We start from the raw sequence: 26,468 nt of genomic DNA on the forward strand, positions 1-26,468 counted from the left end.
TCAGCCTCAGAGTGCGATGCCCAGGGCCAGCAGGAACGAGAACGCCAGGGCCGCCAGTGACGTCGCCTTGATCGTGGGGATGAGGTCCGCACCGGTGGCGCCGGACAGGACGATCCGCACGGGGTGCAGGACGAGCACCAGCGACAGGACGGCGATGACCGCGGCGGGATGGCCGTCGACGATGGGGCCCATGAGCATGACGAACGGTGCCGCGACGAACACGATGTAGACGGCGCGCGCCATCGAATCGCCCAGGACGACGGCCAGTGTGGTCTTGCCGACCTCGCGGTCGGTGGGGATGTCGCGGATGTTGTTCGCCATGAGGACGCCGCAGGCGAACAGCCCGACGGCGATCGCCCCGCTCACGGCGGACAGCGTCACCCCGCCGGAAATCGCGGAGGCGGTGCCCAGGGTGGCGACGAGGCCGAAGAACGTGAAGACGAACACCTCGCCCAGGGCCATGTAGCCGTACGGCCGCTTGCCGCCGGTGTAGTACCACGCGGCGAGGACGGCGGCGGCGCCCACGGGCACCAGCCACCACTGCCTCGACAGGAGGACGAGCGCGACGCCCGCGATGCCTGCCACACCGAAGCTGAGGAAGGCGGCACGTTTGACGGTGGCGGGCTCTGCTGCCCCGGACGCTGTGAGACGGACGGGTCCCACCCGCACGTCATCCGTGCCACGGATGCCGTCCGAGTAGTCGTTCGCGTAGTTCGAGCCGATCTGCAGGCCCAGCGACACGACGAGCGCGAGCGCGATCATCACGAGGATGACGCCGATGTTGATGGGCGGGGGTTCACCCGGGCCGGTGGATCCGAGGATGATCGTGGAGAAGCCGCCGAGTGCGCCCAGCCCGGCTCCCGCCCCGATGAGCACAGGTGCGATCGCCAGGGGGAGTGTGCGCAGCCGCGCACCTTCGACCCACTCGCCGAACGTGGCCATCGGCACCCTCTCCTTCCGTCGAACCTTCCGTATCCTACCCATCTGCGGGCGGTGATGAGCGCGCGAGCGCCCGTGCCGCCGCCCGGTCGGGCTTCCCGATGGATTTCACGGGCAGCGCGTCGACGAGGAGGGCGTGCCGGGGGACCAGCGCACCGGTCATCCCGCGCTCTGCGAGCCCCGTGCGCATCGCCGCGACGAGCTCGTCAGGTGCCGCACGGACGGGCCGGGAGACACCTGGGTCGACGCCGCCGTCACCGCCGTCACCGTCGTGGTCGGAGCCGCTGACAGGGGCACGCCTCACGTCTGTGGACACCTGCTCGGCCTCTCTGGTCACCTGCTCGGTGTCTGTGGGTGCTTGCTCGGTCTCTGCGGGCACGAGGAGCGCGACGAGCACCTCGCCCCACTCGGGATCCTCACGCGAGGTGACGAGGACGTCGGAGAAGCCCCACGGCTCCGTGACCGGCAGGAGGGCCGTCTCGACCTCGTGGGGGGAGACGTTCTCGCCTCCCGTCACGATCACGTCGTCGGCACGTCCCAGCACCGCGATCCGTGCCCGAGGTCCCGGCCGGGTCCTGTGTCCCGCCGGCCCGGGTGTTCCCGGACGGTGCCCGGGTTCCTCCTGCTCCCATCGCCCGAGGTCGCTCGTGACGAGGAACCGGTCCGGCCCCTCGCCGTGGAACCCTCCCGGGAGCGTGGAACCCTCCTCTGAAGCTCCGGCAGGATCACAGCCCGGCTCATCGGCTGACCGACTGCCAGGGCCACCGGCTGAACCACCGGCAGCATCCGGTACGGGGGAAGGAATCGGGTGGGGAGCGCGCGGAAGGGGAAGGCGCGGGTGGTGGGGGATCGCTGTGAGGGTGACCGGGGCCTCGGCGGCGGTGCCCGAGGTCGTGGGCTGGTCGTCCACGTGCACGTATCCGTCCGCGAGCACGGGGCCCGCGAGGATGATCCGGCCGTCAGGGTGGATGTGGACGTCGACGTCGGGGAAGGGCAGGCCGTCGTAGACGCAGCCACCGGCCGTCTCGCTCATGCCGTAGGTGCGCACGACCGGTACACCCGCGGCTTCAGCACGTTCCAGCAGCTGCGGGGAGATCGACGCGCCGCCCAGCAGGACGGCGGAGGTGCGGGCCAACGTGCGGGCGGCCTGCGGGACCGTGAGGACCCGGCTCAGCTGGGTGGGGACGAGAGACGTGTAGATCGGGTCGTCGCCTGCGGCCGCGAGGGTGTGGGAGAGGTCGTCCGCGAACCGGAGGGGGTCGAACGACGGGTGGCGCGCAGGTGAACCCGCAGGCTGTGGCGACGGCGTGGTGGGCGGCGCACCGGCGAGCAGCGCACGCACCACCACCTGGAGGCCCGCGATGTGGTTGACCGGGAGGCAGAGGTGCCAGCGGCCGGGGCCGGACAGCAGGCCCTCCGTCGCGCGGGCGGAGGCGACCAACGCGTCGATGCTGAGCGCGACGCCCTTGGGCGCCCCCGTGGAGCCGGAGGTGAAGAGGACCAGTGCGGGCGCGTGGCGGGGCGTTCCGGCCGGGTCGAAGGCACCGGCGGGGAAGGTCCGGATGCGGCCGTCCCGGTCCCGCGGCAGGAGGATGCCCGGCCCGCCCTCCAACATCGAGGAGACCGCGGCGGTCACGCCTCTGCCTGGATCCGACACGCTCAGCAGCGCCCCGTCACTCTCAGTAGTACCAGGGGAAGGGGGTCCAGTCGGGGTCGCGCTTCTGGAGGAAGGCGTCACGGCCCTCGACGGCCTCGTCCGTCATGTAGCCCAGGCGGGTCGCCTCGCCTGCGAAGACCTGCTGGCCGACCAGCCCGTCGTCGACCAGGTTGAACGCGAACTTCAGCATGCGCTGCGCATTGGGGGACTTGCCGAGGATCTCGCGCGCCACCCCCAGAGCGGTCGTCTCCAGCTCCGCGTGGTCGGCGACGATGTTGACGGCGCCCAGCCGCTCCATGTCCTCAGCGGAGTACTCGCGGCCCAGGAAGAAGATCTCGCGCGCCTTCTTCTGGCCCACCATCTTCGCGAGGTACGCGGACCCGTATCCCGCGTCGTAGGAGCCCACGTCCGCATCCGTCTGCTTGAACTTCGCGTGCTCCCGGGAGGCGATCGTGAGGTCGCAGACGACGTGCAGGGAGTGCCCGCCGCCGGCCGCCCACCCGGGCACCACGGCGACGACGACCTTCGGCATCGTCCGGATGAGCCGCTGCACCTCGAGGATGTGGAGACGGCCCGCGCGGGCCGGGTCGACCGTCTCCGCCGTCTCGCCCTCCGCGTACTGGTAGCCGGAGCGCCCCCGGATCCGCTGGTCGCCGCCGGAGCAGAACGCCCACCCGCCGTCCTTGGGGCTGGGACCGTTGCCGGTCAGCAGGACCGCGCCGACGTCCGGAGTCTGGCGCGCGTGGTTGAGGGCGCGGTACAGCTCGTCGACCGTGTGGGGGCGGAACGCGTTGCGAATCTCCGGCCGGTCGAACGCGATGCGCACGCAGCCTATGTCCGCACCGTCCGCGTCGATCGCCCGGTGGTACGTGATGTCCGTGAAGTCGAAGCCCACCACCTTCCGCCATGCCGTCGGATCGAAGATGTCGGAGACCAGTTCGTCGCTCATGTCCGCCAGCATATCGGCCGGTGGGCGGGCGTGTGCCGTGCCCGCCCACCGGGGTTGACGCACCCCTGGGGGTGGGCACGTATCGTGGGGTGCATGCTGATCAGCCCGGAGGTCCGCACTGTCCTCGAACACACGGCGAAGCCCCACGAGCTCTTCGAGCGGATCGCCCCCGTCGCCCTGCCGATGGCCGCACGCTTCCGCGGTCTCACCGTCAGGGAGACCTGTCTGGTCAAGGGGCCGGCGGGGTGGGCGGAGTTCGCGCCGTTCGCCGAGTACGACGTGCCGGAGGCGTCCCGCTGGCTGCTGGCCGCCGTCGAATCCGCCGCACTGCCGTTCCCCCGGCCCCGGCGTGACGACGGGGTGCCGGTCAACGCGACGATCCCCGCCGTCGCCGCGCACGAGGTGCCCGCGATCGCGGCGCGGTACCCCGGTGTGGGCGCGGTGAAGATCAAGATCGCGGAACGGGGGATCGCGTCGCTCGACGACGACATCGCCCGGATCGACGCGGTGCGGCGTGCATTCCCCGACGCGGCGGTGCGCTGCGACGCGAACGGCGCCTACACCGACGATGAGGCGAAGACCGCGCTCACGGCACTCGCCCGCACCGGCCCCCTCCAGTACGTGGAGCAGCCCGTCGCGGACGTCGAGGGGCTGGCCCGCCTGCGCGAGTGGGTGTCGATCGCACGCCTCCCCGTGCCGATCGCCGCTGACGAATCGATCCGAAAGGTCTCCGACCCGCTCAGCGTCGCCGCACTGGGGGCTGCGGACGTCATCGTCGTGAAGGCGCAGCCGCTGGGCGGCATCCGCGCGGCCGCGTCGATCATCGAAGCCGCGGGCCTTCCCGCTGTCGTGTCCTCCGCACTGGAATCGAGCGTCGGACTGGCCGCGGGGGCCGCCCTCGCCGCCCACCTGCCCCTGTCCGAGGCGGCGGAGGGCCTGCTGGGGCCTCGTCCCGCAGCCGGACTGGGCACCGCCGCACTGTTCTCAGGCGACGTCGCGGAACCGGCCCTGCTGCCGCACGACGGCTCGCTGGCGCTGGGACGGGTGGTCCCCGACGAATCACTGCTGCGCGAATACGCCGCAGGCCCCGAACGCGCCCGGTTCTGGACCGAGCGGATCGAGGCCTGCTGGGAGCACGTCACGGACGGCAGCCGCGACGACTACGCCATCTGAGGGAGGCGCCTCCGTCACATGACGGAAGCGCTCCGTCACATGACGGAAGCGCTCCGTCACATGACGGAGGCGGTCCGTCATCCTGCGGCTCAGGGCAGCGCTGCGATCATGTCCGCGGCGGTGGCACTGAGCTCGTCGATGCTCGCACCTTCCACCCCTGCGCCGGAGGTGGTGGTGACTGTGACGATCGCGGAGCCCTTGACGGCCTGCACGGACGTCGTCGTCATCGACTGGCCGGAGAGGTCCATGGAGACCTCCGACGCGAAGACGTCGTCGGCACCGTCGACGGAGGCGTCGACCTCTGTCGTCGAGGAGCTGATCTCCACACCCTGCCCGGAGACGGTGATCTCGCTGCACGTGTCGAGTGCTTTGGAGTTCGTCTGCATCGCGCCCGACGCGTCGTCCGCGGACGGGTAGCCGATCGCACCGCCGAAGGAGCCCGCTGCGGGATCGGACGGGGTACCCACGACCACGGTCGTCTCCGTGTCCTCTGCGGCAGCCATGGCAGCGTTCATGAAGACCTCGCACTCCTGAGGCTCGACCGTCATGTCGCCCATCGCACCGGTGGCCTCGCCGAGGTCGCCGGTGTCCGTGACCTGTGCGGAGAACCCGCCGGCCTCCACCGCTGCGACGAGGTCGTCCTCGGTCGCCGGTGCCGCGGCGGCATCGGCAGACGTGTCGTCCGCACTCGTGTCGTCCGGAGCCGTGTCGTCCGCGCCGGCGTCCTCAGCTCCGCCCTGTTCCTCTGCCGCAGTGTCCGCTCCCGCCACGTCGTCGCCGCCTCCGCTGCAGGCGGACAGGACGAGGCCCGCCCCCACGCACGCGCTCACGACTGCCAGACGCATCGTCGACTTCTTCATTCCCACTCCTCGGAGTCCGGGACACTCCGTATCCCGTGGTGATCAGTACGGAATAAACTTAGGGGACGCGGGAGGGGCGGACGTGCCGCTCGTGTGGCAGATCGGTCACACGAGTGAGACGCTCACTCCTCCAGCAGCGCTCGGACGCGGGGGATGACCTCCGTGCCGTAGAGCTCGATCGAGCGCATGAGCTGTGGGTGCGGCATGGGGCCGTTCGCGTACTTGAGGTCGAAGCGGTCGACACCCAGCGTGCGCACCGCGTGGGCGATCTTCGCGGCGACGGTGTCGGGGGAGCCCACGTAGAGTGCTCCCTCCTCGATCTCTTCGACGAACTCCCGGTCGCCAGCCGGCCCCCACCCGCGCTCACGGCCGATCCGGTTGCGGTTCGCCAGCCAGTGCTCGCGCAGGTGATCGCGGGCCTCGGTGTCGGTGTCCGCGACGTGTCCGGGTGAGTGGACACCGATCGGGGCCTGCGGCTGTCCGAGCTGCTCGTTCGCCCGGCGGTACAGGTCCGCGAAGGGGACGAATCGTTCGACGGGCCCGCCGATGACCGCGAGCATGAGCGGGATGCGGTACGTCGCGGCCCGGACGACGGATTCCGGGCTGCCGCCCACCGCGATCCAGGTCCTGAGGCCGTTCCAGGTGGGCGGGTAGACGCGCTGATTGCGCAGTGGCGCACGGATGCGGCCCTCCCATGTGACGGGCTCCTCCGTGAGGAGGTGGGAGAAGAGGTCCAGCTTCTCCTCGAACAGCTGCTCGTACTGACGCAGGTCCAGGCCGAAGAGGGGGAAGGACTCCGTGAAGGATCCACGGCCCAGGATGACTTCGGCGCGGCCTGATGAGATCGCGTCGATCGTGGAGAACCGTTGGAACACGCGGATGGGGTCGTCGGAGCTCAGCACCGTGACGGCGGAGCCCATGCGGATCCGCTCCGTGCGCGCGGCGATCGCGGCGAGCACGATGTCCGGCGCGGACACGGCGAAGTCGTCCCGGTGGTGTTCGCCCACGCCGATGAAGTCGACGCCCGCGGAATCGGCGAGCACCGCCTGGTCGACGATGTTCCGGATGACCTGGTGCTGCGGCAGCGGTGTGCCGTCCTCGTCGACGGTGACGTCGCCGAAAGTGTCGAGTCCGAGTTCGAGTGCCATGCCGTTCTCCTCCTGCCTGTGGGGCGGGCTGCCCGCGGGACCGGCCCGTAGCGCGCCGGGGCACGCCCCCGCAGTTCTGGTTAAAGTTTCAAGTGACCAGTGGGGGAACCGCTGCGCCCCGCGTTCTGTTCCCATCAGATGTGCACGGTCCGCGAGGTGCGCGGCTGCCGGGAAGATGACCGGGCACGTGAGGTCTGTGACCGGGCACGGGGGGCGGTGAGCGGCGCGTGGGAGAATCGCGGCGTGAATGCTTCGACCGCCTCCGCCCGCACGCTGGTGCGCGCGCTGCTCTCCTCCGGTGTCCGCGACGTCGTCCTGTCGCCGGGTTCGCGGTCCGCACCGCTCGTCTACGCGTTCGCGGACGCCGAGGCCGGACTGGCCCGCACTGACAGGCCCCTCCGCCTGCACGTCCGGATCGACGAGCGCGACGCAGGGTTCACCGCGCTGGGCATCGCGAAGGCGGGCAGGCTGCGCGGGGTGCACCGGCCGGTCGCCGTCGTCACGACCTCGGGGTCCGCTGTGGGCAACCTGCACCCGGCCGTCATGGAGGCCGCGCACGCGCACCTGCCGCTGGTGCTCGTCACCGCCGACCGTCCGGCCCGTCTGCGCGGGACGGGCGCGAACCAGACGCTCGACGCCCAGCACGCGTCGCTCCCCGAGGTGGTCGGCGCGTGGGACCTGGCCGTGCCGGACGCCGGGGGCTGCCCGGACTGGGCCACCGCCGCCGAGGCCGCAGTCGCCCGCGCCTGCGCCTCACCTGCCGGGCCGGTCCAGCTCAACACCCAGTTCGATGCGCCGCTCGTGCCGGACGTGGCGGGTGAGGCGGCTGCGTCGCTGGGTGCGGAGGGGGCGCTCGGTTCGGAAGGAGCGCTCGGTTCGGAGGAGCCGGCCGGTCCGGAGGGGCCGCTCGGTTCGGATGGACCTGTGGGACCAGTGGGAGGAGCCGAGCCTGGTGCGACCCTCTGGGCCCAGGTGCGGTCCGTCCTCGCTGACCCGCACGCGCGTCCGGTGATCGTCGCCGGCGACGACCTGGGATTCGCGACGCGGACCCTCGGGCGGCTGGCGGAGATGCACGCGGTGCCCGTGTTCGCGGAGCCGTCGTCCGCGTTCGCCTCCCACTCCCGCACGATCCCCGCGCACGCGCAGGTGCTCGGCTCGGACTCCGCAGAGGGCGCGCTCGCCCGCATCACCCACGTCATCGTCACCGGCAGGCCCACCCTGTCGCGCCCCATTGCACGGCTCCTCGACCGGACCGACGTCGAACGGGTCGACCTCCCCTACGACGCGGACGGACTCGCGACCGACGGGCTCGTGACGGGCAGTCTCGGAACGGACGGACCTGTGACAGGTCCGGTGGACGGTGCGGAGGTCCTGGCCGACGACACAGCTGACGCTGGCGGGGAGGCACGCGCATCCGCCGGGGCCCCCAGGTGGTGGACGGAGTGGAATACGCTGTCGCGGCAGCTTCCGGAGGGCGGGCCCGCCGCCGGACGCGACGGGCGCACGGATCCCCAGGAGACCGTCGACGAGGCCGTTCGCGCGCTGCTCGCACGTCCCGGGGTGCTCGTCGCGGCGAGCTCCAACACCGTGCGCCACCTCGCCCGGCTGCAGCGGCCCCACCACCCTGCCCGCGTCATCGCCTCCCGCGGACTGGCGGGCATCGACGGGCTGGTGGCGACGGCCTCGGGCGTGGCACTGGGACTCGAGGACGCAGACGGCGCAGTGGACCCGTCGCAGTGGACGGCCGGCGGGCCCGGAGAACCCGTGCGCCTGCTCATCGGCGACCTCGCGGCACTCCACGACCTCGGCGGATTCGTCGTCCCGCGACACGAACGGCGTCCGGCTCTCCAGATCATCGTCCTCCACGACGACGGCGGGGCGATCTTCGCGGGGCTCGAACATTCGCAGCCGCACGTGGCGGACCGATTCGACCGGTTCTTCGGCACACCGCACGGCGTCGACCTCGCGGCAGCCGCACGAGCCCTGGGCATGGACGCACAATCTGCGGACGCGACGGAGGGCGGGCTCGACGACCGGTTCCGCACGTTCCTCGACGAGGGCGCGCCGGGACTCTTCCAGTTCCGACTGCCGCCGGTGCGCCCCTGACACTGTGGGCCCCTGACACTGTGGGCCGCTGACCACGGGCACGCTCGACCTCGAGCGCCCCGACCCCGTGCAACTACTGACCCTGCGCGCCCCTCGTCTCAGTGCGAGGTGTCGGGATCCCAGTCCACGCCCAGCGCCTTCCGCATGGGGGCGAACTTCGCGTCTGTCTCCCGCCGCTCCGACTCCGGGTCCGAATCCGGCATGATGCCGGCGCCCGCGTAGAGGCGGATGCGGTTGCGGGCCTCGAGCTGACCGCACCGCAGCGCGATGCCGAACTGCCCGTTCCCGTAGCCGTCGACCCAGCCCACCGGACCCGCGTAGCGACCGCGGTCCATCTCCTCGAAATGGCTGATGAGGTCCATCGCCCGATCCCGCGGGGTCCCGCCCACCGCGGCGGTCGGATGCACCGCGTGCGCGACCTCGAACGGGCTGATCCGCGATCCGTCGGACCGTGAGGACAGCCGGCCGTGCGCATCGGAGGCGAGATGGATGACGTTCGCCAGCTGGAGGAGGTGCGGCTCCGGATCGACGTGCAGCTCCTCGGTCACCGGCCCCAGGGTCGACGCGAGCGAATCGATCGCGTAGGAGTGCTCGACGGAGTCCTTCCTCCCGCCCAGGTGGGTGCGCGCCTGCACGAGCTCCTTCTCCGGGTCGTCCTGGACCCGGTACGTGCCCGCGAGCACGCGTGAGTGCACCGCACCGTCCTCCACCCCGATGAGCAGCTCCGGCGTCGCACCCACGAGGCCTGCGACGAGGAAGGCCCACGTGCTGGGGAACGCCGCGTTGAGCCGGCCCAGGACGGAGCGGACGTCGATCTCGTCCTCCGTCGTGATGACCTCGTCGCGCGCGAGCACGATCTTCCGCTCCCCGGCCTCGGGGCTGCGGAGGCGGGCCGTGGCCTGCTCGACGATCTGCTCGAACCGGTCCGGACTCACGTGCCCCGGCTCCCGCGACACGATCCTCTGGTCGCGCAGCGGGGTGGGGGAGAGCTGGAGACCGGGTGCGGCCTCGGCGTCGTCGGAGGCCTGCTCGTCCTCGCCTCCGCACACCTGCGTGAGCCAGACGCGGCCGTCGCGGCGGCCCAGGACGTACTCGGGGACGTCGACGACCGATTCCACAGCGGAATCGGCGGCGAAGGAGATCGCGGAGAACCCGACCAGGCCGGACCCCAGCAGCCCCACGCGGTCGTCGACCTGCGCCTCGGCGGTGAGCGCGTCCCACTGGCGGGCGAGGTCGTGGAAGCGGTCCGCGCCGCGGGCCCGCAGGCGCAGACGGCGGCCGATCCCCACGAGACCCGACCGGCCCCGGACCCAGCAGGTGAAGCCCGAGGCGGGCAGCTGGGAGAGGAAGTCGATCGACCGGTTCGGGATGCGGCCCGCGAAAGGAGGGGGCGCATCCGGGGAGAGGCCGTCGACGAACCAGGACCGGACGGTGAGCCGCGGTGCCGTGCTGGTGGGGCCGGCGGAGGGGGCGGCGGACCCGGTTGAGGGCCCTGCAGCGGACCCGGTGGCCGGTCCTGCGGAAGGCTCGGTGGGCCGCTGTGCGGGGTCGTGTGCGGGGCGCTGATCGGGGAGCGGGGAGGAGTGTGCCACGGTCCCACGATACTGAGTCGTGAGCGCAGCCGATCCCGGCCTCCCGGATTAGCGCACCGTGCGGCGGTGGGGGAGACTGGTGGGCATGAATCGCGCGCAGCTCGACAAGGACCCCACGGACGTCGCGGCGATGTTCGACACGGTCGCGGACCGCTACGACCTCATGAACGACCTGCTGTCACTCGGGCAGACCCGCCGCTGGCGGAAGATCGTGGCGGACGCCGTCGACGCGCAGCCGGGGGAGAAGGTCCTCGACCTGGCCGCAGGCACCGGGACGAGCTCCGTCCCCTTCGCGCAGGCGGGCGCGAATGTCATCGCGGGCGACATCTCCGAGGGCATGCTCGCGGTGGGGCGCAAGCGCAACCCCGGCATCCGGTACATGTACGCGGACGCGCTCGACCTGCCGTTCGAGGACGATGAGTTCGACGTCGTCACGATCAGCTTCGGGTTCCGGAACATGCAGGACTCGCCGCGGGCACTCGCAGAGATGCTGCGGGTGCTGAAGCCCGGCGGACGCCTGGTCATCTGCGAGTTCTCACGCCCCGTGTACGGGCCGTTCGACGTCGTCTACCGCGAATACCTCATGCGCGCCTTCCCGCCGGTGGCACGCCTCATCAGTTCGAACCCGGAGTCGTACGAGTACCTCGCGGAATCGATCCGCGCGTGGCCCGGGCAGGACGAACTCGCCCGCATCATCGCTGCCGCCGGCTTCGACCGTGTCCAGTACCGCAACCTGACCGGCGGGATCGTGGCGATCCACCGCGGACTCAAGCCGGTGGGCGCGTGAGCCCAGAGGTCATCGACGCGGATGTCGTCGTCGTGGGTGCGGGGCCGGCCGGTTCCGCCACGGCCGCGCACCTCGCGGGGGCGGGCCTGGACGTCGTCGTGCTGGAGAAGTCGTCGTTCCCCCGCGACAAGGTCTGCGGGGACGCACTCACACCGCGGGCGGTCCGCGAGCTCGGCCACCTGGGCGTGCCGATGCGTCCGGAGGACGGCTGGCACCGGAACCGGGGGCTGCGCCTCATCGGCGGCGGCCACCGCATGGAGATCGACTGGCCCGGCGGGGGTGGCTTCCCCGACTACGGCCTCACGAAGACCCGGATGGGCCTCGACGAGACACTCGCCCGCCACGCGCAGCGCGCCGGTGCCCGCCTGTACGAGCAGGTCGCGGCGACGGACCCGATCGTCGGGTCCGACGGCTGGCTCGAAGGCGTGCGGGCGACCGGCACCGACCACCGCGGGCGCAAGGTGGGACCGGACGCGCACTTCCGGGCCCCGCTCACGGTCGCGTGCGATGGCGTCTCCTCACGCATCTCCGTGGCGCAGGGGGTGCAGAAGCGCGACGACCGGCCCATGGGCGTGGCCGTGCGCACCTACCACTCGTCGCCGCGGCACACCGACGACTACCTGGAGAGCTGGCTGGAGCTGCGAGAGTCCGGCGGCGACCCCATGCCCGGCTACGGGTGGCTGTTCCCGCTGGGCGACGGCACCGTGAACGTGGGGCTGGGCATCCTCGACACCTCGCCTCAGTTCGGCACCGTCAACTATCGGAAGGTGCTCGACGAGTGGCTGACGGTGATGGGCCACGAATGGGAGATCGACGAATCGACCCAGCTGGAGCGCGTCCGCTCCGCCGCGCTGCCGATGGCGTTCAACCGCACACCGCACTTCCGTGACGGGCTCATGCTCGTGGGCGACTCCGCGGGGATGGTGAGCCCGTTCAACGGTGAGGGGATCGACTACGCGCTGGAGAGCGCCCGCATCGCCGCGGAGGTCATCGTCACGCACCACCGGATGCCCGAGCACCGCCGCAGGGCCGCCCTGCAGGAGTACCCGCAGATCGTCCGCGATCGGTTCGGCGGCTACTTCACCCTGGGCAGGGTGTTCGCAGATCTGATCGGCAGGCCGGAGCTCATGGGGCTCGGGATCAAGTACGGTATGGGTGTCGACGCGCTCATGACCTTCGCTGTGAGGCTGCTGGGCAACATCCATCGTGGAGGACAGGACGCGGACGCCATGGATCGCGTCATCGCCGCTCTCATCCGCGCCGTCCCCGCGACGACGAACGACTGAGGCCGGTGGATGCGATACTGTCTGCGACGTCTGAGACCAAGAGGATGATGAACGACCCGATGACTGCCGATACCGCGGGCACCCTGTCGCATCCGCAGGCGGGCCCCTTCGCCGCTGCGGACTCTGCCCTGGCGACGGACCTGACGACCCGCCTGGACCTCGTCGAGGAGCGGCTGAGCGAGGCTGCCGCCCAGGCGGAGCGCCTCCCGCACGAAGCATCCCACCACCTCATGCGGGCCGGAGGGAAGCGGGTGCGACCGATGCTGGTCCTGCTCGCCGCGGAGCTGGGCGACGGCGGCCACTCCGACGTGATCGACGCGGCCGCCGCAGTTGAACTCATCCACCTGGCGACGCTGTACCACGACGACGTCATGGACGATGCGCCCGTGCGCCGCGGTGCGCCCAGCGCGCACGAGGTGTGGGGCAACTCCGTCGCGATCCTCACCGGTGACCTCCTCTTCGCCCGCGCCTCGCTGCTGTCGGCCCGCCTGGGCCCGGAGGCGGTGCGCCTGCAGGCGACGACGTTCGAGCGTCTGGTCCTGGGGCAGCTGTCGGAGTTCGCCGGCCCGCTGCCGGAGGACGACCCGATCGCGCACTACATCCAGGTGCTGTCGGACAAGACGGGGTCGCTCATCGCAGCCGCCGGTGAGTTCGGGCTGCGCTTCTCCGGCGCGCCCGCCACGTTCATCGAGCCGCTGCGCGACTACGGGGAGAAGGTGGGTGTCGCCTTCCAGCTGGCGGACGACATCATCGACCTCACATCCGACGCGGAGACGTCCGGCAAGCAGCCGGGGACGGACCTGCGGGAGGGCGTGCCGACCCTGCCCGTCCTCTTCGCCCGCCGTGCCGCGGACGCCGGGGACAGCACCGCCGCCGAGGTCGTGGCCCTGCTGGAGGCCGACCTCACCTCTGATGAGGCGCTGGAGGCGGCGCGCTCCGCGCTCGCAGCCCACCCGGTCACCGGACAGGCGCGTGCAGAAGCGCGGCGCTGGTCGGACGACGCGATCGACGCGCTGGATGCGCTGCCCGCCGGTGAGGTCCGCGACGGGCTCGAGGCGTTCGCACACCAGGTGGTCGAGCGCACCTCCTGAGTGGGAGTGCGCACCGCTGACCGCGCGTGCGTGCCGGTCCGGTCAGCGTCTGCGTGACACGCGGACCATGTCCGTGATGAAGAGCGAGCACGCGATCCAGATGATGAGGAACCCTGCCCAGCGGGCCGGTGACATCTCTTCGCCCAGCAGCCAGACGCCCGTGATGAACTGCATCGTCGGGGTGATGAACTGGAGCATCCCCACCCAGCTGAGCGGGATCCGCCGCGTCGCGGCGCTGAACAGCAGGAGCGGAACCGCGGTGGCCGGTCCCAGGAGGAGCATGAGGACGAGGTGCCACGAGCCCTGCTGGGTGAACGTGTCCGCTTCGGTGCTGAGCGTCCAGCCGATGAAGGCGGCGGCGGGTGCCGTGAGGACCAGGGTCTCGATGCTCAGCCCGCCCAGCGCGCCCACGGTGCCGCCCACCTTGTTCTTCACGAGCCCGTAGCCCGCGAACGTGAACGCGACGAGCAGGCCCAGCCAGGGCACGGCGCCGTAGCCGATCGATATGACCAGCACGGCGACGAACGCGACGCCCACCGCCGCCCACTGGAGCGGCCGGAGTTTCTCCCTCAGGAAGACGACGCCCAGCAGGATCGTGATGAGCGGGTTGATGTAGTAGCCCAGGGACACCTCGACGACGCGGCCCAGCTCCACACCCAGCAGGAATCCCAGCCAGTTGATGCACACGAGGATGCTCGCGGCGACCAGCAGCCACGTGGTGCGCGGGCTGGTGAGGATGCGCCACACCAGCGGGTAGCCCCGCGTGAGCCCGAGCAGCAGGGCGCAGAAGACCAGGCACCACACGATCCGGTGCGCGAGGATCTCAAGGCTCCCTGCGGGCGCGAGCGCGGAGAAGTAGAGGGGGAGGAAGCCCCAGAGCAGGTAGGCGGCGGTGCCGTTCGCCAGACCGGCACGGCGTCGGGCCGTCTGATCGGCGGGCAGCCCGGAGGCGTCGGAGTTCTGGGTCACAGGCCCACTCTAGTGATGCCTGTGAGTTCCCGAACAACCGGTCCGGGTGTGAGCGGGGTCGCGGCGCGATGAGGTGAGGCAGCACTAAGATGGACGGTCGGTACTCGTCAGTCGTGGTGGCCGCAGACCAGGCCACCCGCGGAAGGTGTGTGAAACGTGAGTCGAGCTCTTCGTGTGGCGATCGTCGGCGCCGGTCCGGCGGGAATCTATGCAGCTGACCTTCTCACGAAGGCGGAACGCGACTTCGAACTGAGCATCGATCTCTTCGAGCGGCTGCCCGCACCGTTCGGGCTCGTCCGCTACGGCGTCGCCCCGGACCACCCGCGCATCAAGGGCATCCAGAACGCGCTCATCAAGGTGCTGGACCGCGGCGACGTGCGACTGCTCGCGAACGTTGACTTCGGGACGGACATCACGCTCGAGGACCTGAGGCACCACTACGACGCGATCATCTTCTCCACCGGCTCGTTCGACGATGCGCGTCTGGACCTGCCGGGGGTCGACCTGCCGCGGTCGTACGGCGCCGCGGATTTCGTCAACTGGTACGACGCGCATCCGGACGTGTCGCAGGAGTGGCCGCTGGACTCCGAACGCGTCGCGGTGATCGGAAACGGCAACGTCGCCCTCGACGTGGCCCGCGTGCTGGCCAAGCAGGCGGACGACATGCTGAGCACGGAGATCCCCCACCACGTGTACGAGGGGCTGAGGGACTCGAAGGTGACGGACGTCCACGTGTTCGGTCGCCGCGGTCCCGCGCAGACGAAGTTCACGCCGCTGGAGCTGCGCGAAGTGGGTCTTGTCAAGGACGTCGACATCGTCGTGTACCCGGAGGACTACGAGTTCGACGAGGCGTCGATGGCGGCGATCCACAGCAGCAACCAGACGAAGCAGGTCACGAAGACCCTCACCGACTTCACCCTGCGCGAACCCACGGGCGCATCGCGCAGGCTCCACTTCCACTTCCTCCACTCGCCCGTCGAGATCCTGGGCGACGAGGACTCCGGGGTCACCGGGCTGCGGACGGAGCGCCAGCAGCTCGACGGCAACGGGGGGGTCGTGGGCACCGGCACGATGCACGACTGGGACCTGGACGCTGTCTACCGCGCCGTGGGCTACTTCGGCTCACCGCTGTCGCAGATCCCCTTCGACGCGTCGAAGGGCGTCATCACGAACGTCGAGGGACGCGTGCACGCGGGCGATTCGCAGGCTGCGGCCGCAGACACCCCCGTCATCGACGGTCTCTACGCCACCGGCTGGATCAAGCGGGGGCCCGTGGGGCTCATCGGCCACACGAAGGGGGACGCGCTGGAGACGATCACGCACCTCATCGAGGACCGCAACGCCGGCCGTCTCCCCGAGCCGGAGGAGCCGTCGGAGGACGCGATCATCGCGCTGCTGGAGTCCCGCGGTGTCGACTTCGCGGACTGGGACGGGTTCCACCGACTCGAATCCGCAGAGCGGGCCCTGGGCGAGCCCCAGGGTCGCGAGCGCATGAAGATCGCCACGCGCCACGAGATGCTGGAGCACTCGCGGAGGCAGTGACGGGGCGGTAGGGGCCACGACCATCGACCAGATCGCCAGAGCGCCCGCGACATCGACGGCGACGACGCGCCCCGGCAGAACTCATGCGTCGGAGTCTGGAGAAGCATGAACGACGAGGCGGCCGCACCCGGGAAAGGGGTGCGGCCGCCTCGTCGTCTGCACGGATCGGGGATCCGTCAGGAGATGGGGGTGCCGTCCTCGTTGAGCGCGGGGTAGACCCCGTTCTCGTCGTGGACCTCACGACCGGTCACCGGCGGGTTGAAGACGCACACCATGCGCATCTCGTGCTCCGTCCGCACCGTGTGCTTGTCGTGCTTGTCGAGGAGATACATCGTGCCGTCACGCAGCTCGTGCACCTCGCCCGTCTCCTCGTTCGTGATGGTGCCGGACCCGCCCACGCAGTAGACGGCCTCGATGTGGTTCTGGTAGTGGAACGTCGAGGTCGTGCCTGCGAAGAGGGTCGTCTCGTGGAACGAGAAGCCGACGCCCTCACGGGCCAGCACCATGCGACGGCTGCGCCAGTTGTCGCTGACGATGTCGCGCTCGGTGCCGTTGAGGTCGTCGATGTTCACGACGTACATGGATCACTCCTGGGGGTAAGGGACGGATGGGGGTGATGCGGTGAGGCTACCGGATGCCTCAGGAGGCGGTGTTCGCAGGGGTGGCTGCGGCCTCGGCATCGGTGCCGCGGTCAACGGCAGGGCCGGTGACGGTGCGGATGGCGGCCTCGAGGAGGTCCAGACCGCGGTCCAGCTCCTCGGTCGTCACGGTGAGCGGTGGCATGATCTTGACGACCTCGTCGTCCGGACCGGACGTCTCCACGAGGAGACCCGTGCGGAACGACTCCGACGCGATCTTGCCTGCGGCCTCCTTGTCGTCGAACACGAGGCCCGACAGGAACCCGCGACCGCGCACGCCCGCACCACTCGTCGACAGCGCGATCGACTCGAGGCGACCGTGGAGCTGATTGATCCGCGATGCCAGCTGCTCCTGGAACGCGCTGTCCGCCCAGAACTCCTTGAGTGCGGCGGTCGCGGTGACGAATGCGGGGTTGTTGCCGCGGAACGTGCCGTTGTGCTCGCCCGGCGACCAGATGTCGAGCTCCGGGCGGAACAGGGTGAGTGCCATCGGCAGGCCGGAGCCGGAGATGGACTTCGACAGGCAGACGATGTCCGGGACGATCCCCGCGTCCTCGAAGCTGAAGAACGAGCCCGTCCGACCGCAGCCGGCCTGCACGTCGTCGACGACGAGGAGGATGTCGTGCTCCGTGCAGAGCTCCGACAGGCGGCGCAGCCAGGCGTTGCGTGCTGCGCGCAGCCCGCCCTCGCCCTGCACCGTCTCGACGATGATCGCCGCAGGCTTGTCGACACCGGAGCCGGAGTCCTCGAGGACCCGCTCCAGCCACATGAAGTCGGCCGTCTCACCGTCGAAGTAGTCGTCGTACGGGATCTTCGACGAGTTCGTGAGGGGGATGCCCGCACCCTGGCGCTTCATCGAGTTGCCGGTCACGGACAGCGAACCAAGCGTCATGCCGTGGAACGCGTTCGTGAACGACAGGATGTGCTGACGGCCCGTGTGCTTGCGTGCGAGCTTGAGCGCCGCCTCGACCGTGTTGGTGCCCGTGGGGCCGGGGAACATGACCTTGTACGGCAGTTCGCGCGGCTCGAGGATGACGTCCTTGAACGTCTCGAGGAACTCGCGCTTCGCGGGAGTCATCATGTCCATCGAGTGGAGGACCGCACCGGACTGCAGGTACTCGACGAGCGGCTCCATGACGACAGGGTTGTTGTGCCCGTAGTTGAGGGCACCCGCGCCGGAGAAGAAGTCGAGGTACCGGGTGCCGGACGCGTCGGTCTGCGTCGCGCCGGAGGCCTGGACGAACTCCACCGGCCAGCTGCGTGAATAGCTGCGGACCTCGGATTCGAGGGAATAGAAGATGTCGGTCATGGTGGTTCTCACCTTCCTGGGGTCTTCGACCCTTGGGATTCGACCGAACGGGAGCCGCTTCTCGGCTGCTGGACCGAACGGTCCGGACGTGTACGGGGTTGCAGCCCGCATCGCCCGAGGCGTGTGGTGCGGTGGGTACCGCAGGGGATGATCTGCGCTCAGGTGAGCGGTGCGATCTCGTAGAGGTGCTCCGTGTCGTGTCCGTCCGGGTAGTCCTCGGGGACGAACAGCGGGCTATGGGTGCAGTCCGCTCCATGACGGGCTGCGAACGAGGTGAAGAGGCGCTGGGACGCCTCGTTGTCCGCGGTGATCGTGGTCTCGAGTCGTGCCGCGCCGGTGCGCTGGGCGAGCTCGTCGAGCATCCGGCCTGCCAGCCCGTGGCCTCGGCTCGCCTCGTCGACGGCGACCTGCCAGATCATGAGCGTGTCCGGGGCATCCGGTCGCATGTATCCGGTGACGAAGCCGGCGGGTGTGCCGTCCAGTGTGGCGAGGACGGAGGTGCGTGAGAAGTCGCGAGCCCACAGGAGGTAGGCGTACGAGGTGTTGAGGTCGAGGACCTTCGAATCGCGGGCGAGCGTCCACATGTGCTTGCCGTCTGCGACAGCGGGGGTGCGGAGCTCGATGCGCTCCGTGTCCGTGGTGTGGGGAGCCGCGGGGGACTGCTTGGGGACTGCGGGTGTCGGATCGGATGAGGTTGCTGTGTCTGCGTGAGTCACAACTCCAACCTAGCGACCTGAGATCTGATCTCAACCGGGCGGAAATCGCAGGACAGGGGGCAAAGCGGCCTGTGATCACGGTCGATCGGGCCCACGCATCGACCCCCGCATCCTCAACCGTGGCGGGGGGATGCGGGGGCCGTGTGCGCGGGTGGTCTGCTCACGGTGGAACTGGTGTCCCACCGTCACATTACCGTTACCGTTTCGTTACCGAATGCCCGGGATGCGGGACTCTCGTGTGGCCCACGTCACGTCCCGTGCGGCGGCGATCGACGGTCGTCGAGGCTCAGCGGTAATTGATGAACTGGAGGTCGACGGCGAGGTCCTTGCCCTTGAGCAGGGCGATGACGCTCTGGAGGGCGTCGCGCTTCTTCGAGCTCACGCGCAGCTCGTCGCCCTGGATCTGGGCCTTCACTCCCTTGGGCCCCTCGTCCCGGATGATCTTCGAGATCTCCTTGGCGTTCTCCTTGTCGATGCCCTCCTTGAGCGAGGCGTCGATCCGATGCTCCTTGCCGGACGGGTACGGCTCTCCCGCGTCGAGCGACTTGAGGGAGATGCCGCGGCGGACGAGCTTCGACTGGAAGACGTCGAGCGCTGCTGCCACCCTGTCGTCCCCGTCGGCGCGCAGCTGGATGCCTTCGCCCTTCCATTCGATGGCGGCGCCGGAGCCCTTGAAGTCGTAGCGGGAGGCGATCTCCTTCGCTGCCTGGTTGAGTGCGTTGTCCGCTTCCTGGCGGTCGACCTTGCTGACGATGTCGAAGCTGGATTCCGAAGCCATGAATGCCTCCTGTGGTGGGCGACGTGAGGGGCCTGCGGCGCGTGGCCGCATGTCGCGCCCATGCTAGTCCAGCGCTGGGCGTCGTCCGATTAGCGCCGGTGCCGATCAGTGTGTATTCTCTATCAGGTGCTCTTTCGAGCGCGACGGCAGATTGCCCGAGCGGCCAAAGGGAGCTGACTGTAAATCAGCCGGCACAGCCTTCGTAGGTTCGAATCCTACATCTGCCACGTCGCAACGAGGCCCGTTCCACAGCGGAAGCGCTGAGGGGCGGGCCTTCGTCATGTGCCCGTGCTTTCGACGGACCTGATCGTGGGGTGACAGGACGGACACACGTTCGGTCAGCACGCGGGGCTCCGGGACAGTAATCTGAGCGCATGCGCTCTCCCGTCCAGTCCTACCTGCTGAGCCTCCACGAGACCGTCAGCAGCGCCGACCCCTTCGCCGATGCCCGCCTGTCGCGCCACCGTACGGCCGCAGCACCGGAACCGGAGGCCGACGCCCTGGTCCTCTACGACGCCGACCCCACGAGGATGGGGATCGCGATGACGACGGCGGACGGCCACACCTACCGTGTGGGGGACGCGGACGTCTCCTTCTCCATCCAGTCCATCTCGAAGGTGTTCGTCTACGGGCTGGCGCTCATGGATTCGGGCTTCGACGCGGTCGACTCGAAGATCGACGTGGAGCCGTCCGGCAGCGCCTACAACGACATCTCGTCGGAGTCCGGCAGCGGCCGCCCCAAGAACCCGCTCATCAACATCGGCGCGATCGCCGCTGCCTCCCTCGTGAAGCCGGATGAGGGCCAGACGGTGTTCGACCGGATCCTCGCGACGATGTCGGCCTGTGCGGGACGCCCTCTGTCCCTCGACCAGGACATCCTCGAGCAGGACCTGCGGGAGGGGGCGCACAACCGCGGGCTCGCATGGTTCCTGTCCTCGTGGGGGATCATCGACGGTGACCCGGCCCCCGCGTTCAAGGACTACACGAGGCAGTGCGCGGTGACGGTCACGGCCGCGGATCTGTCCGTCATGGCGGCGACCCTCGCGAACCTGGGCGTCAACCCCGTCACGGGGGAGCGCGTCTTCACGGAGGCAGTCGTCGAGCGGGTGCTGTCCGTCATGACGACGTGCGGGATGTACGACGACTCGGGCGACTGGGTCGCGACCGTCGGGCTGCCCGCGAAGAGTGGGGTGGGCGGCGGGATCATCTCCGTCCTGCCCGGCCAGTTGGGGATCGCGACGTTCTCGCCGCCGCTGGACGAGCACGGCAACAGCGCGCGCGGCATCATCGTCCACGAGGAGATGTCCGCGGACCTGGGCCTCCACTTCGTGCGCGCCGCGACGGTCGGCAGGTCCTCGATCCGCTCCCACGCGACCGTCGACATCGCGCACTCCACCGTTCGTCGCCCTGCGGAGGCGGATGCGGTGCTGGCGGAGCACGGCGACCGCGCCCACCTCATCGAACTGGTGGGTGATCTCCAGTTCAGCGGCTTCGAAGCCGTCGCACGGCTCATCGGCGACCTGGACGAACCGCTCTGCGTCATCCTCGACTTCACGAAGGTCGACGAGCTCTCCACTGTGACGATCGACAGCCTGCACCGACTGGCCGACGCGATGGCGGAGGCAGGCATCGCGCTGTCTGCGGTCGACGTGGACGGGCTCCTGGCCGACCATGTCGAGACCATGGGCATCCGGACGTTCGCGTTCCGGTACGCGGCGCTGGCCTGGGCTGAGCGCTTGGTGCTCGAGCAGTTCGGGGACGAGTCGTGCTTCTACGACCCCGAGTACACGCACGCGCCCATGCTCGATTCGCTGGAGCCCGAGCACCGGAGGGTCATCCTCGAGCTCCTCGTCAACCAGCGGTACCGTCCGGGCGAAGCGGTGCGGGCGATCGGCGACGACTTCGACGGGATCCGCTTCATGCGGGCCGGTGAGGTGCGCACGTACAGTGCGGACGGCGGGCTGCTCGCGGTGCTGCGGGCGGGCACCACCTTTGGGGAGTTCGCCCTGAATCCGGACGGCGGCCAGCCCTTCGACATGATCGCGACGAGTGACACGACGCTGGACTTCCTGCCCGCCGAGGACATCGACCGGCTGGGCGTCGACGATCCCGCTGTTGCGGCGGCTCTGTGGCGCAGCATCACCGTCAACGGCTACACGCGGTTGGCGCAGGCGGTCCGAGGAGAGGCGCAGACGCTGTGACGAACACCCGTGGGAACCACGACCCCGCAGGACCCGGCCCCGCGCCTGCGGGAGACGGCCCGAACAGCCCCGCGGGGCACGAGTGGACCGCGCACGAGTCCGCCGGGCACGAATCCGCTGGGACCGACGCGGTGAGCGCCGGTCCGCTCACCAGCACGTGGGCCGACCGCGTGCGGTCCGCGGCGTTCGCTCACGAGGACATCGACGGTGTCCCGCTCGTGACAGACCGGCCCTGGGTCATCGCGCACCGCGGTTATTCCGGCGCGGCGCCCGAGAACACGCTCGCCGCGGTCGACGCCGCCCGCATGATCGGCGCGGACTGGATCGAGGTCGACCTGCACGTGAGCGGTGACGGCACCCCCACCGTCATCCACGACCAGTCGGTCGACCGGACGACCGACGGGTCCGGTGCTGTGAGCAGGCTCGACGACGACGCCCTGTCGCGACTGGACGCGGGATCGTGGGCGGGGCCCGGCTTCGCGGGGCAGCGGCTGCCGAAGCTCGACACCCTCCTCAAGGACGTGTCGACGAAGGGCGGTCGCCTGCTGCTCGAACTCAAGGGGGAGTGGTCGCCGGGTGCCGTGGCCTCCGTCGCGGGTTCCATCATCGACGAGGGGATGGCGGACCGCGTCGTCGTCCAGAGCTTCTCCGTCCCCACCCTCGCGCACCTGCGCGACATCGCTCCGCTCGTCGAGCGCTGCCTGCTGCGGACGACGCCCCGGGAGGACGACATGAGGGTCGTCGACGAGCTCCAGGCGCTCGCCTACAACCCGTCGGTCCGCGGGTTCTTCACGCGCCGGCACGTCGTCGACCGGTTCCTCGACGCCGGCTACGGGATGTTCGTGTGGACGGTCGACGAACCGGCGTCCTGGGAGAGGCTCCTGGGCGCCGGGGTGCACGGCGTCATCACGAACCTGCCCGCAACACTCCAGGGTTACATCGCGGCGAAGTACGACGCGGTATGACCGCCCGTCCGCTTCCCGCCCACCGGCCGCTGCCGGCCGCGCTGGTCGCGGCGGGGCTGATGGTCGCCGTGTGCGGCCTCGGCGCCGGTCCCGCGGTCGTGGCCGCTGCGCCCGCGGCGGCCGCCGTCACGACAGCGCAGCCGGACCCCGTCGCCGAGGCGGAGGAGGCGCCCGCGCAGTCAGGAGAGTCGCCCGCCGCCGGGGAGGACGTCCGTGACACCTACCGCGAACGGGTCGCCGCCTACCTGGAGACCGTGGCGGGCGGCTGGGCCGACGACGTCGTCGCGGTCGCCCCGGAAGCGGTGGGGAGCTGGGACGACCGGCAGCGCGCGATGATCGATCCGCGGATCGAGGCGCTCGAGGACGACGGGTGGACGGTGCGGATCGCAGTCCTCCCGCACTTCTCGTACCCCTATGACAGGGGGCTGGACCTGCCGGACATCGACGCCGGCCTGCAGCGCGGCCTCACCCGGATCGCAGAGGCGGACCCGCACGGGAAGACCGTCTACCTGCTGGCGCGGGGGTCGTCGGTCACCTCCAGCGTGTACGCGGACGGGCACCTGCAGAGGGAGCTCGCGGCGGTCTACCCGCTGGGCCCGCCGTATGTGAACACGGAGCAGACCGCGGCAGAGCTCTCGTACGCGCTGCGGGCGGTCGCGGCCGACTCCCCACTGCCGGAGCTGCTGCCGGAGGAGACGGCGCCGGTGGGGTGGACGGGCGTGCGCTACCGCGCCCTGTCGATGCAGCTGGGGGAGACCGGCACACAGATCATGACGGCGGCGTTCCTCGCCGCCGCTGCGGTCGGTGCGGTCCTCCTGGTGCTGTCCTGGCTGGTGCTCCTGCCGCGCACATCGGGGCCGCTCGCCAGGCTCTTCGGCACCCGGATCGACCGTGCGCACGAAGCCGCCGCGCTCGCCTCCCTGAAGGACCGCGCGGTGCGGGCGCATCGGAGTCTCACCCGGGCGAAGCGGCTGGAATCGTCGCTCGAGACGGCGGTCGGCCGACTGCCGGACCCCGGCGCCACGGACTCACCGCTCGTGTGGGCGGGCTGGACCGCGCTCGAGGAGGAGCACGACGGCCGCGACCGGACGCTGTGCTTCTTCCGGCCGGATCTGCCGGCGGACAGGCAGGAGAGCGTCGACGTCCTGGGCGCGCAGCTGGTCGTCCCGGTGTCCGACCTGGCGGCCGAACGTCTGGAGAAGGGGCGCGCACCGTCCTACCTCAGCCTGTCCGGCATCGACCGGGGGAAGCCGTACTGGACCCGAGCGTCGTCCCCGTGGGCGGCCAGCGGCTACGGCGCGTTCGGCCCTCTCAGCGAGGCGATCGCGGCGATGCCTGCGCAGTGGGAGCCTGCTGCCGGCGCCGTGCGGATCGCGCGGGCCGTGGAGACGGGGCGCACGCAGACGCCGTCGACGCGCGCGGGCGCTTCCCCATGGGCACGGACCGCGCTCCTGGCGGTCACCGCGGCCCTGGCGCTGTCCGCCGGCATCGTGGGCGGCGTGCACGATGCCGGGCAGATGGAGAAGGTCTACACCGCGGAGCCCGGTGCGCCCGGTTCCCCGGTCTCCGACCCGCAGGCGGCCCAGCGGCAGATCATCGCCGAGGCGGTCGCCGCCTCCGAGGACGCCCCGTACGTCGATCAGTGGACCGGTCTGGCACTGGTCGGTCAGGACGTGTCCGCCGTGGGCGAGGTCGCGGAATCCGTCGCGGAGGACACCGGCCGCGACGTGCGTGTCATCGCGCTCGTCGCGGCGAGCTCCGGTGTGCTCGACACCGTGCGGCTGGAGGACCGCGTGGAGGAGGCGCTGCCGGACGGGACGATCGCGGTCCTCCTCAGCAAGCATTCGGCGTCGATCGTGACCGGGGGCCTCGAGGAGGACTACTCCGCGGACAGGGCCGACCGTCCTCAGCCCGGCCCCGACGACACAGTGGTGGACAAGGCCATCGCAGAGCTGCGCTGGGCTGCGAAGACGACGTGGGTGCCGGCGGACCCTGCCTCCGCGTCGTCGACCGGCGACGGAGCGGACGAGAGCTTCATGCCTGCGCCGGGGACCGACGCGTGGGTGATGCGGACCTGGACGCGGACGCTCCTGGGAGCGGGCGGAGCGACGCTCGCAGTCCTCATCGTCGGCATCGTCTTCCGCAGACTGGTCACCGACCGGACGGATCCCACGGCCCGTGAGCAGCACCCGAAGGGGCGCGCCGGGGGTCGGCGAGGAGATTCGCGGGAGCGACGACGGCCACAGGAGCGTGGACGGGCACAGGAGCACGGGCGCCGCGCACGCGGACGGAAGAGGGGCGGGCGATGAGACGACGAACGGTCATGCGGCAGTCGGTGAGGACGGTCGCCGTGGCGGCCCTCGCGCTGGGCGCGGTGTGCGGCGGGCTGAGTGCCGGTCCGGCCTCGGCGACCGTCCTGGAGCGGACGGGCGGGCCCGTCGTCGACGACCGGGCCGTGGTGGACGGCGGTGCCGTCCGGGACGGTGGCGGTGCACGGACGGTGAGCGGGGCCTCGGCGGCGGTGGCGGTCCAGGCGTCCGCCGCGGAAGGCGACGGCGACGAATCCCTGCTGGGGAAGGCCGACCGGCTCGTGGAGCAGCTCCAGGAGGAGCCCCTCGTCGCCGACGACGCGTCCGCGGACGTCTACGGCAGCGCGTTCGACGAACTGCGGCAGCTGCAGGACGACGCGGCCGTGCAGACCTACATCGTGTTCGACGGCGAGCTCGACTACCAGCAGACCACCACGATGGCGCAGATCCTCGCCGAACTGCTGCCCGGGGACGAATACGTCGTCCTCGTCGTGGGCGAATCCAAGGTGGGACCCACCGCGGAGGCTGTCGCCGCGGACGAGGACCGTGCTCGCCTACTCCGGATGCAGTTCTCCGCGCTGGGGGAGAACGGGGCGCAGGAGCGGTCGGTCCTCGTGCGGATGCGGACCGGCCTGGAGAGGCTCGCGGACCCGCAGGAGGTCCGCTACGCATCGTCTGGCAACGACACCCTGCGCTGGCTCAGCTGGCAGGTGTCCTCCTCACCCCTGCGCACGCTCGTCGTCGCAGTCGCGACCATCGCGATCATCGCGGCGGCGCTGTGGTTCCTCGTCCCGCGGGGAGCGAAGCGCAAGCGGTACCGGATCCCCAAGGCGGTCGCGATCGCGGCTGCGGCGGCGGACCGGCAGGCGATGCGCCGCGCGCTGGGCGAGGACGCGCTGGACGTCGTCGAACGCCTCCAGGAGCTGCAGACGGGGACGCTGGACCGTGAGACCGCGGACCTCGTCGAGCACGGGCTGGACGCCTACGGTCTGGCCCGACGGCTCGCGGACGACGAGGAGTCGCGCGAGGACGACCTCGCCGGCGCCATGGTGCTCATGGGCATCGCGGAAACGGCGGTCACGCACGCGGAGGCGCAGACGGGCTCGGGCAGGCGGACCGGCGGGCGGGGCGCGCGGAAGGGGCGAGCCGCGAAGGCACCGGAGCCCCTGTGCAGCCTCGACCCGCGCCACGGACCCGCGAAGAAGGAGATCGACGTGTCCGTTGCGGGTCGGGCGGGTTCGCTCACCGTCCCCGCCTGCGCCAAGTGCCTCCACGACGACCGGAACGACAACCCGCTGCGGTGGCTCACCGTCGACGGGAAGCCGTACGTGCTGCGCGACACCGTGTGGGCCGCGACGCTCTACGGCGGGACGGAGGACGACCTCGTCGACGCCGTCGTGGCCGCACGGGCGAAGGCGTCCTGAGGGGTGCGTCACACTCCCGGAATCCGGCT

General features: G+C 70.6%; 21 protein-coding genes and 1 tRNA gene. 11 read left to right on the forward strand and 11 right to left on the reverse strand.

Features of this window, described 5'->3' with window-relative positions; genetic code table 11:
- Positions 1-6: 6 nt before the first annotated feature.
- Genes JFC09_RS13265 through JFC09_RS13275 form a run of 3 tightly spaced genes read right to left on the reverse strand, consistent with a single transcriptional unit; the run spans position 7 to position 3,545 of the window.
- Positions 7-942 carry a 1,4-dihydroxy-2-naphthoate polyprenyltransferase gene (locus JFC09_RS13265; protein ID WP_198394503.1) on the reverse strand — a complete coding sequence of 312 codons (936 nt, stop codon included), beginning with the start codon at positions 940-942 and terminating at the stop codon, positions 7-9.
- 34 nt (positions 943-976) lie between these two features.
- Positions 977-2,575: an AMP-binding protein gene (locus JFC09_RS16515; protein ID WP_332839772.1), complete on the reverse strand. Its 1,599-nt coding sequence runs from the start codon at positions 2,573-2,575 to the stop codon at positions 977-979.
- A gap of 43 nt (positions 2,576-2,618) precedes the next feature.
- A complete protein-coding gene (locus JFC09_RS13275; RefSeq protein ID WP_198394504.1) occupies positions 2,619-3,545 on the reverse strand; it encodes a 1,4-dihydroxy-2-naphthoyl-CoA synthase in 927 nt (308 codons plus the stop codon).
- Between the two features lie 93 nt (positions 3,546-3,638).
- On the opposite strand from JFC09_RS13275, the gene JFC09_RS13280 reads away from it, so the two are divergent.
- Entirely contained in the window at positions 3,639-4,718 is a 1,080-nt protein-coding gene (locus JFC09_RS13280; RefSeq protein WP_198394505.1) for an o-succinylbenzoate synthase, read from the forward strand.
- Between the two features lie 89 nt (positions 4,719-4,807).
- Here the strand turns inward: JFC09_RS13280 and JFC09_RS13285 are convergent, their stop codons facing one another.
- Entirely contained in the window at positions 4,808-5,578 is a 771-nt protein-coding gene (locus JFC09_RS13285) for a hypothetical protein (RefSeq protein ID WP_198394506.1), read from the reverse strand.
- A 122-nt stretch (positions 5,579-5,700) separates the two neighbouring features.
- Positions 5,701-6,726 carry an LLM class flavin-dependent oxidoreductase gene (locus JFC09_RS13290; protein ID WP_198394507.1) on the reverse strand — a complete coding sequence of 342 codons (1,026 nt, stop codon included), beginning with the start codon at positions 6,724-6,726 and terminating at the stop codon, positions 5,701-5,703.
- A gap of 243 nt (positions 6,727-6,969) precedes the next feature.
- On the opposite strand from JFC09_RS13290, the gene menD reads away from it, so the two are divergent.
- Complete coding sequence (gene menD / locus JFC09_RS13295) at positions 6,970-8,832, forward strand: 2-succinyl-5-enolpyruvyl-6-hydroxy-3-cyclohexene-1-carboxylic-acid synthase (RefSeq protein ID WP_198394508.1); 1,863 nt, start codon at positions 6,970-6,972, stop codon at positions 8,830-8,832.
- Between the two features lie 98 nt (positions 8,833-8,930).
- On the opposite strand, the gene JFC09_RS13300 is transcribed toward menD, so the two are convergent.
- On the reverse strand, positions 8,931-10,424 hold the full coding sequence (locus JFC09_RS13300) for an isochorismate synthase (RefSeq protein ID WP_198394509.1): 1,494 nt from the start codon (positions 10,422-10,424) through the stop codon (positions 8,931-8,933).
- A gap of 85 nt (positions 10,425-10,509) precedes the next feature.
- Here JFC09_RS13300 and JFC09_RS13305 point away from each other — a divergent pair, with 85 nt between their 5' ends.
- Genes JFC09_RS13305 through JFC09_RS13315 form a run of 3 tightly spaced genes read left to right on the forward strand, consistent with a single transcriptional unit; the run spans position 10,510 to position 13,588 of the window.
- Positions 10,510-11,211, forward strand: a complete 702-nt coding sequence (locus JFC09_RS13305; RefSeq protein ID WP_198394510.1) for a demethylmenaquinone methyltransferase — start codon at positions 10,510-10,512, stop codon at positions 11,209-11,211.
- Positions 11,208-12,497: a geranylgeranyl reductase family protein gene (locus JFC09_RS13310; RefSeq protein WP_198394511.1), complete on the forward strand. Its 1,290-nt coding sequence runs from the start codon at positions 11,208-11,210 to the stop codon at positions 12,495-12,497. Before JFC09_RS13305 ends, JFC09_RS13310 begins: the two co-directional genes overlap by 4 nt.
- A gap of 59 nt (positions 12,498-12,556) precedes the next feature.
- Positions 12,557-13,588: a polyprenyl synthetase family protein gene (locus JFC09_RS13315; protein ID WP_232483564.1), complete on the forward strand. Its 1,032-nt coding sequence runs from the start codon at positions 12,557-12,559 to the stop codon at positions 13,586-13,588.
- Between the two features lie 42 nt (positions 13,589-13,630).
- Here the strand turns inward: JFC09_RS13315 and rarD are convergent, their stop codons facing one another.
- The gene (gene rarD / locus JFC09_RS13320) at positions 13,631-14,557 is read right to left on the reverse strand and encodes an EamA family transporter RarD (protein WP_332839773.1); all 927 of its coding nucleotides are present in this window, start codon (positions 14,555-14,557) and stop codon (positions 13,631-13,633) included.
- Between the two features lie 156 nt (positions 14,558-14,713).
- Between rarD and JFC09_RS13325 the strand changes: the two genes are divergently transcribed.
- The gene (locus JFC09_RS13325; protein ID WP_332839774.1) at positions 14,714-16,099 is read left to right on the forward strand and encodes an FAD-dependent oxidoreductase; all 1,386 of its coding nucleotides are present in this window, start codon (positions 14,714-14,716) and stop codon (positions 16,097-16,099) included.
- A gap of 176 nt (positions 16,100-16,275) precedes the next feature.
- Here JFC09_RS13325 and JFC09_RS13330 read toward each other — a convergent pair whose 3' ends face one another.
- The 4 genes from JFC09_RS13330 to JFC09_RS13345 form a co-directional block, all read right to left on the reverse strand.
- Positions 16,276-16,680 (reverse strand): ectoine synthase, encoded by a 405-nt coding sequence (locus JFC09_RS13330; protein ID WP_198394513.1) that lies wholly within the window; start codon positions 16,678-16,680, stop codon positions 16,276-16,278.
- 58 nt (positions 16,681-16,738) lie between these two features.
- Entirely contained in the window at positions 16,739-18,046 is a 1,308-nt protein-coding gene (ectB, locus tag JFC09_RS13335) for a diaminobutyrate--2-oxoglutarate transaminase (protein WP_198394514.1), read from the reverse strand.
- A 158-nt stretch (positions 18,047-18,204) separates the two neighbouring features.
- Complete coding sequence (gene ectA / locus JFC09_RS13340) at positions 18,205-18,762, reverse strand: diaminobutyrate acetyltransferase (protein WP_198394515.1); 558 nt, start codon at positions 18,760-18,762, stop codon at positions 18,205-18,207.
- Positions 18,763-19,048: 286 nt separating this feature from the next.
- Positions 19,049-19,540 carry a YajQ family cyclic di-GMP-binding protein gene (locus JFC09_RS13345; protein WP_198394516.1) on the reverse strand — a complete coding sequence of 164 codons (492 nt, stop codon included), beginning with the start codon at positions 19,538-19,540 and terminating at the stop codon, positions 19,049-19,051.
- 145 nt (positions 19,541-19,685) lie between these two features.
- Between JFC09_RS13345 and JFC09_RS13350 the strand changes: the two genes are divergently transcribed.
- The 5 genes from JFC09_RS13350 (at position 19,686) to JFC09_RS13370 (ending at position 26,439) form a co-directional block, all read left to right on the forward strand.
- Positions 19,686-19,767, forward strand: a tRNA-Tyr gene (locus tag JFC09_RS13350).
- Positions 19,768-19,914: 147 nt separating this feature from the next.
- Complete coding sequence (gene glsA / locus JFC09_RS13355; protein ID WP_198394517.1) at positions 19,915-21,741, forward strand: glutaminase A; 1,827 nt, start codon at positions 19,915-19,917, stop codon at positions 21,739-21,741.
- Entirely contained in the window at positions 21,738-22,706 is a 969-nt protein-coding gene (locus JFC09_RS13360; protein ID WP_332839775.1) for a glycerophosphodiester phosphodiesterase, read from the forward strand. The genes glsA and JFC09_RS13360 overlap by 4 nt, the downstream gene beginning before the upstream one ends.
- On the forward strand, positions 22,703-25,015 hold the full coding sequence (locus JFC09_RS13365; RefSeq protein WP_198394518.1) for a hypothetical protein: 2,313 nt from the start codon (positions 22,703-22,705) through the stop codon (positions 25,013-25,015). The genes JFC09_RS13360 and JFC09_RS13365 overlap by 4 nt, the downstream gene beginning before the upstream one ends.
- Complete coding sequence (locus JFC09_RS13370) at positions 25,012-26,439, forward strand: hypothetical protein (protein WP_198394519.1); 1,428 nt, start codon at positions 25,012-25,014, stop codon at positions 26,437-26,439. Before JFC09_RS13365 ends, JFC09_RS13370 begins: the two co-directional genes overlap by 4 nt.
- The last annotated feature ends 29 nt before the right edge of the window (positions 26,440-26,468 follow it).

Source organism: Brevibacterium yomogidense, from assembly GCF_016107685.1.
GTDB lineage: Bacteria > Actinomycetota > Actinomycetes > Actinomycetales > Brevibacteriaceae > Brevibacterium > Brevibacterium yomogidense.

Excerpts from the sequence above, each read along its gene's own strand:
- JFC09_RS13370 (WP_198394519.1), top strand. The coding sequence starts at position 25,012 with ATGAGACGACGAACGGTCATGCGGCAGTCGGTGAGGACGGTCGCCGTG.
- ectB (WP_198394514.1), bottom strand. The coding sequence starts at position 18,046 with ATGACCGACATCTTCTATTCCCTCGAATCCGAGGTCCGCAGCTATTCA.
- JFC09_RS13290 (WP_198394507.1), bottom strand. The coding sequence starts at position 6,726 with ATGGCACTCGAACTCGGACTCGACACTTTCGGCGACGTCACCGTCGAC.
- JFC09_RS13315 (WP_232483564.1), top strand. The coding sequence starts at position 12,557 with ATGACTGCCGATACCGCGGGCACCCTGTCGCATCCGCAGGCGGGCCCC.
- JFC09_RS13330 (WP_198394513.1), bottom strand. The coding sequence starts at position 16,680 with ATGTACGTCGTGAACATCGACGACCTCAACGGCACCGAGCGCGACATC.
- glsA (WP_198394517.1), top strand. The coding sequence starts at position 19,915 with ATGCGCTCTCCCGTCCAGTCCTACCTGCTGAGCCTCCACGAGACCGTC.
- JFC09_RS13265 (WP_198394503.1), bottom strand. The coding sequence starts at position 942 with ATGGCCACGTTCGGCGAGTGGGTCGAAGGTGCGCGGCTGCGCACACTC.
- JFC09_RS13285 (WP_198394506.1), bottom strand. The coding sequence starts at position 5,578 with ATGAAGAAGTCGACGATGCGTCTGGCAGTCGTGAGCGCGTGCGTGGGG.
- JFC09_RS13345 (WP_198394516.1), bottom strand. The coding sequence starts at position 19,540 with ATGGCTTCGGAATCCAGCTTCGACATCGTCAGCAAGGTCGACCGCCAG.
- JFC09_RS13305 (WP_198394510.1), top strand. The coding sequence starts at position 10,510 with ATGAATCGCGCGCAGCTCGACAAGGACCCCACGGACGTCGCGGCGATG.
- JFC09_RS13280 (WP_198394505.1), top strand. The coding sequence starts at position 3,639 with ATGCTGATCAGCCCGGAGGTCCGCACTGTCCTCGAACACACGGCGAAG.
- JFC09_RS13275 (WP_198394504.1), bottom strand. The coding sequence starts at position 3,545 with ATGAGCGACGAACTGGTCTCCGACATCTTCGATCCGACGGCATGGCGG.
- JFC09_RS13365 (WP_198394518.1), top strand. The coding sequence starts at position 22,703 with ATGACCGCCCGTCCGCTTCCCGCCCACCGGCCGCTGCCGGCCGCGCTG.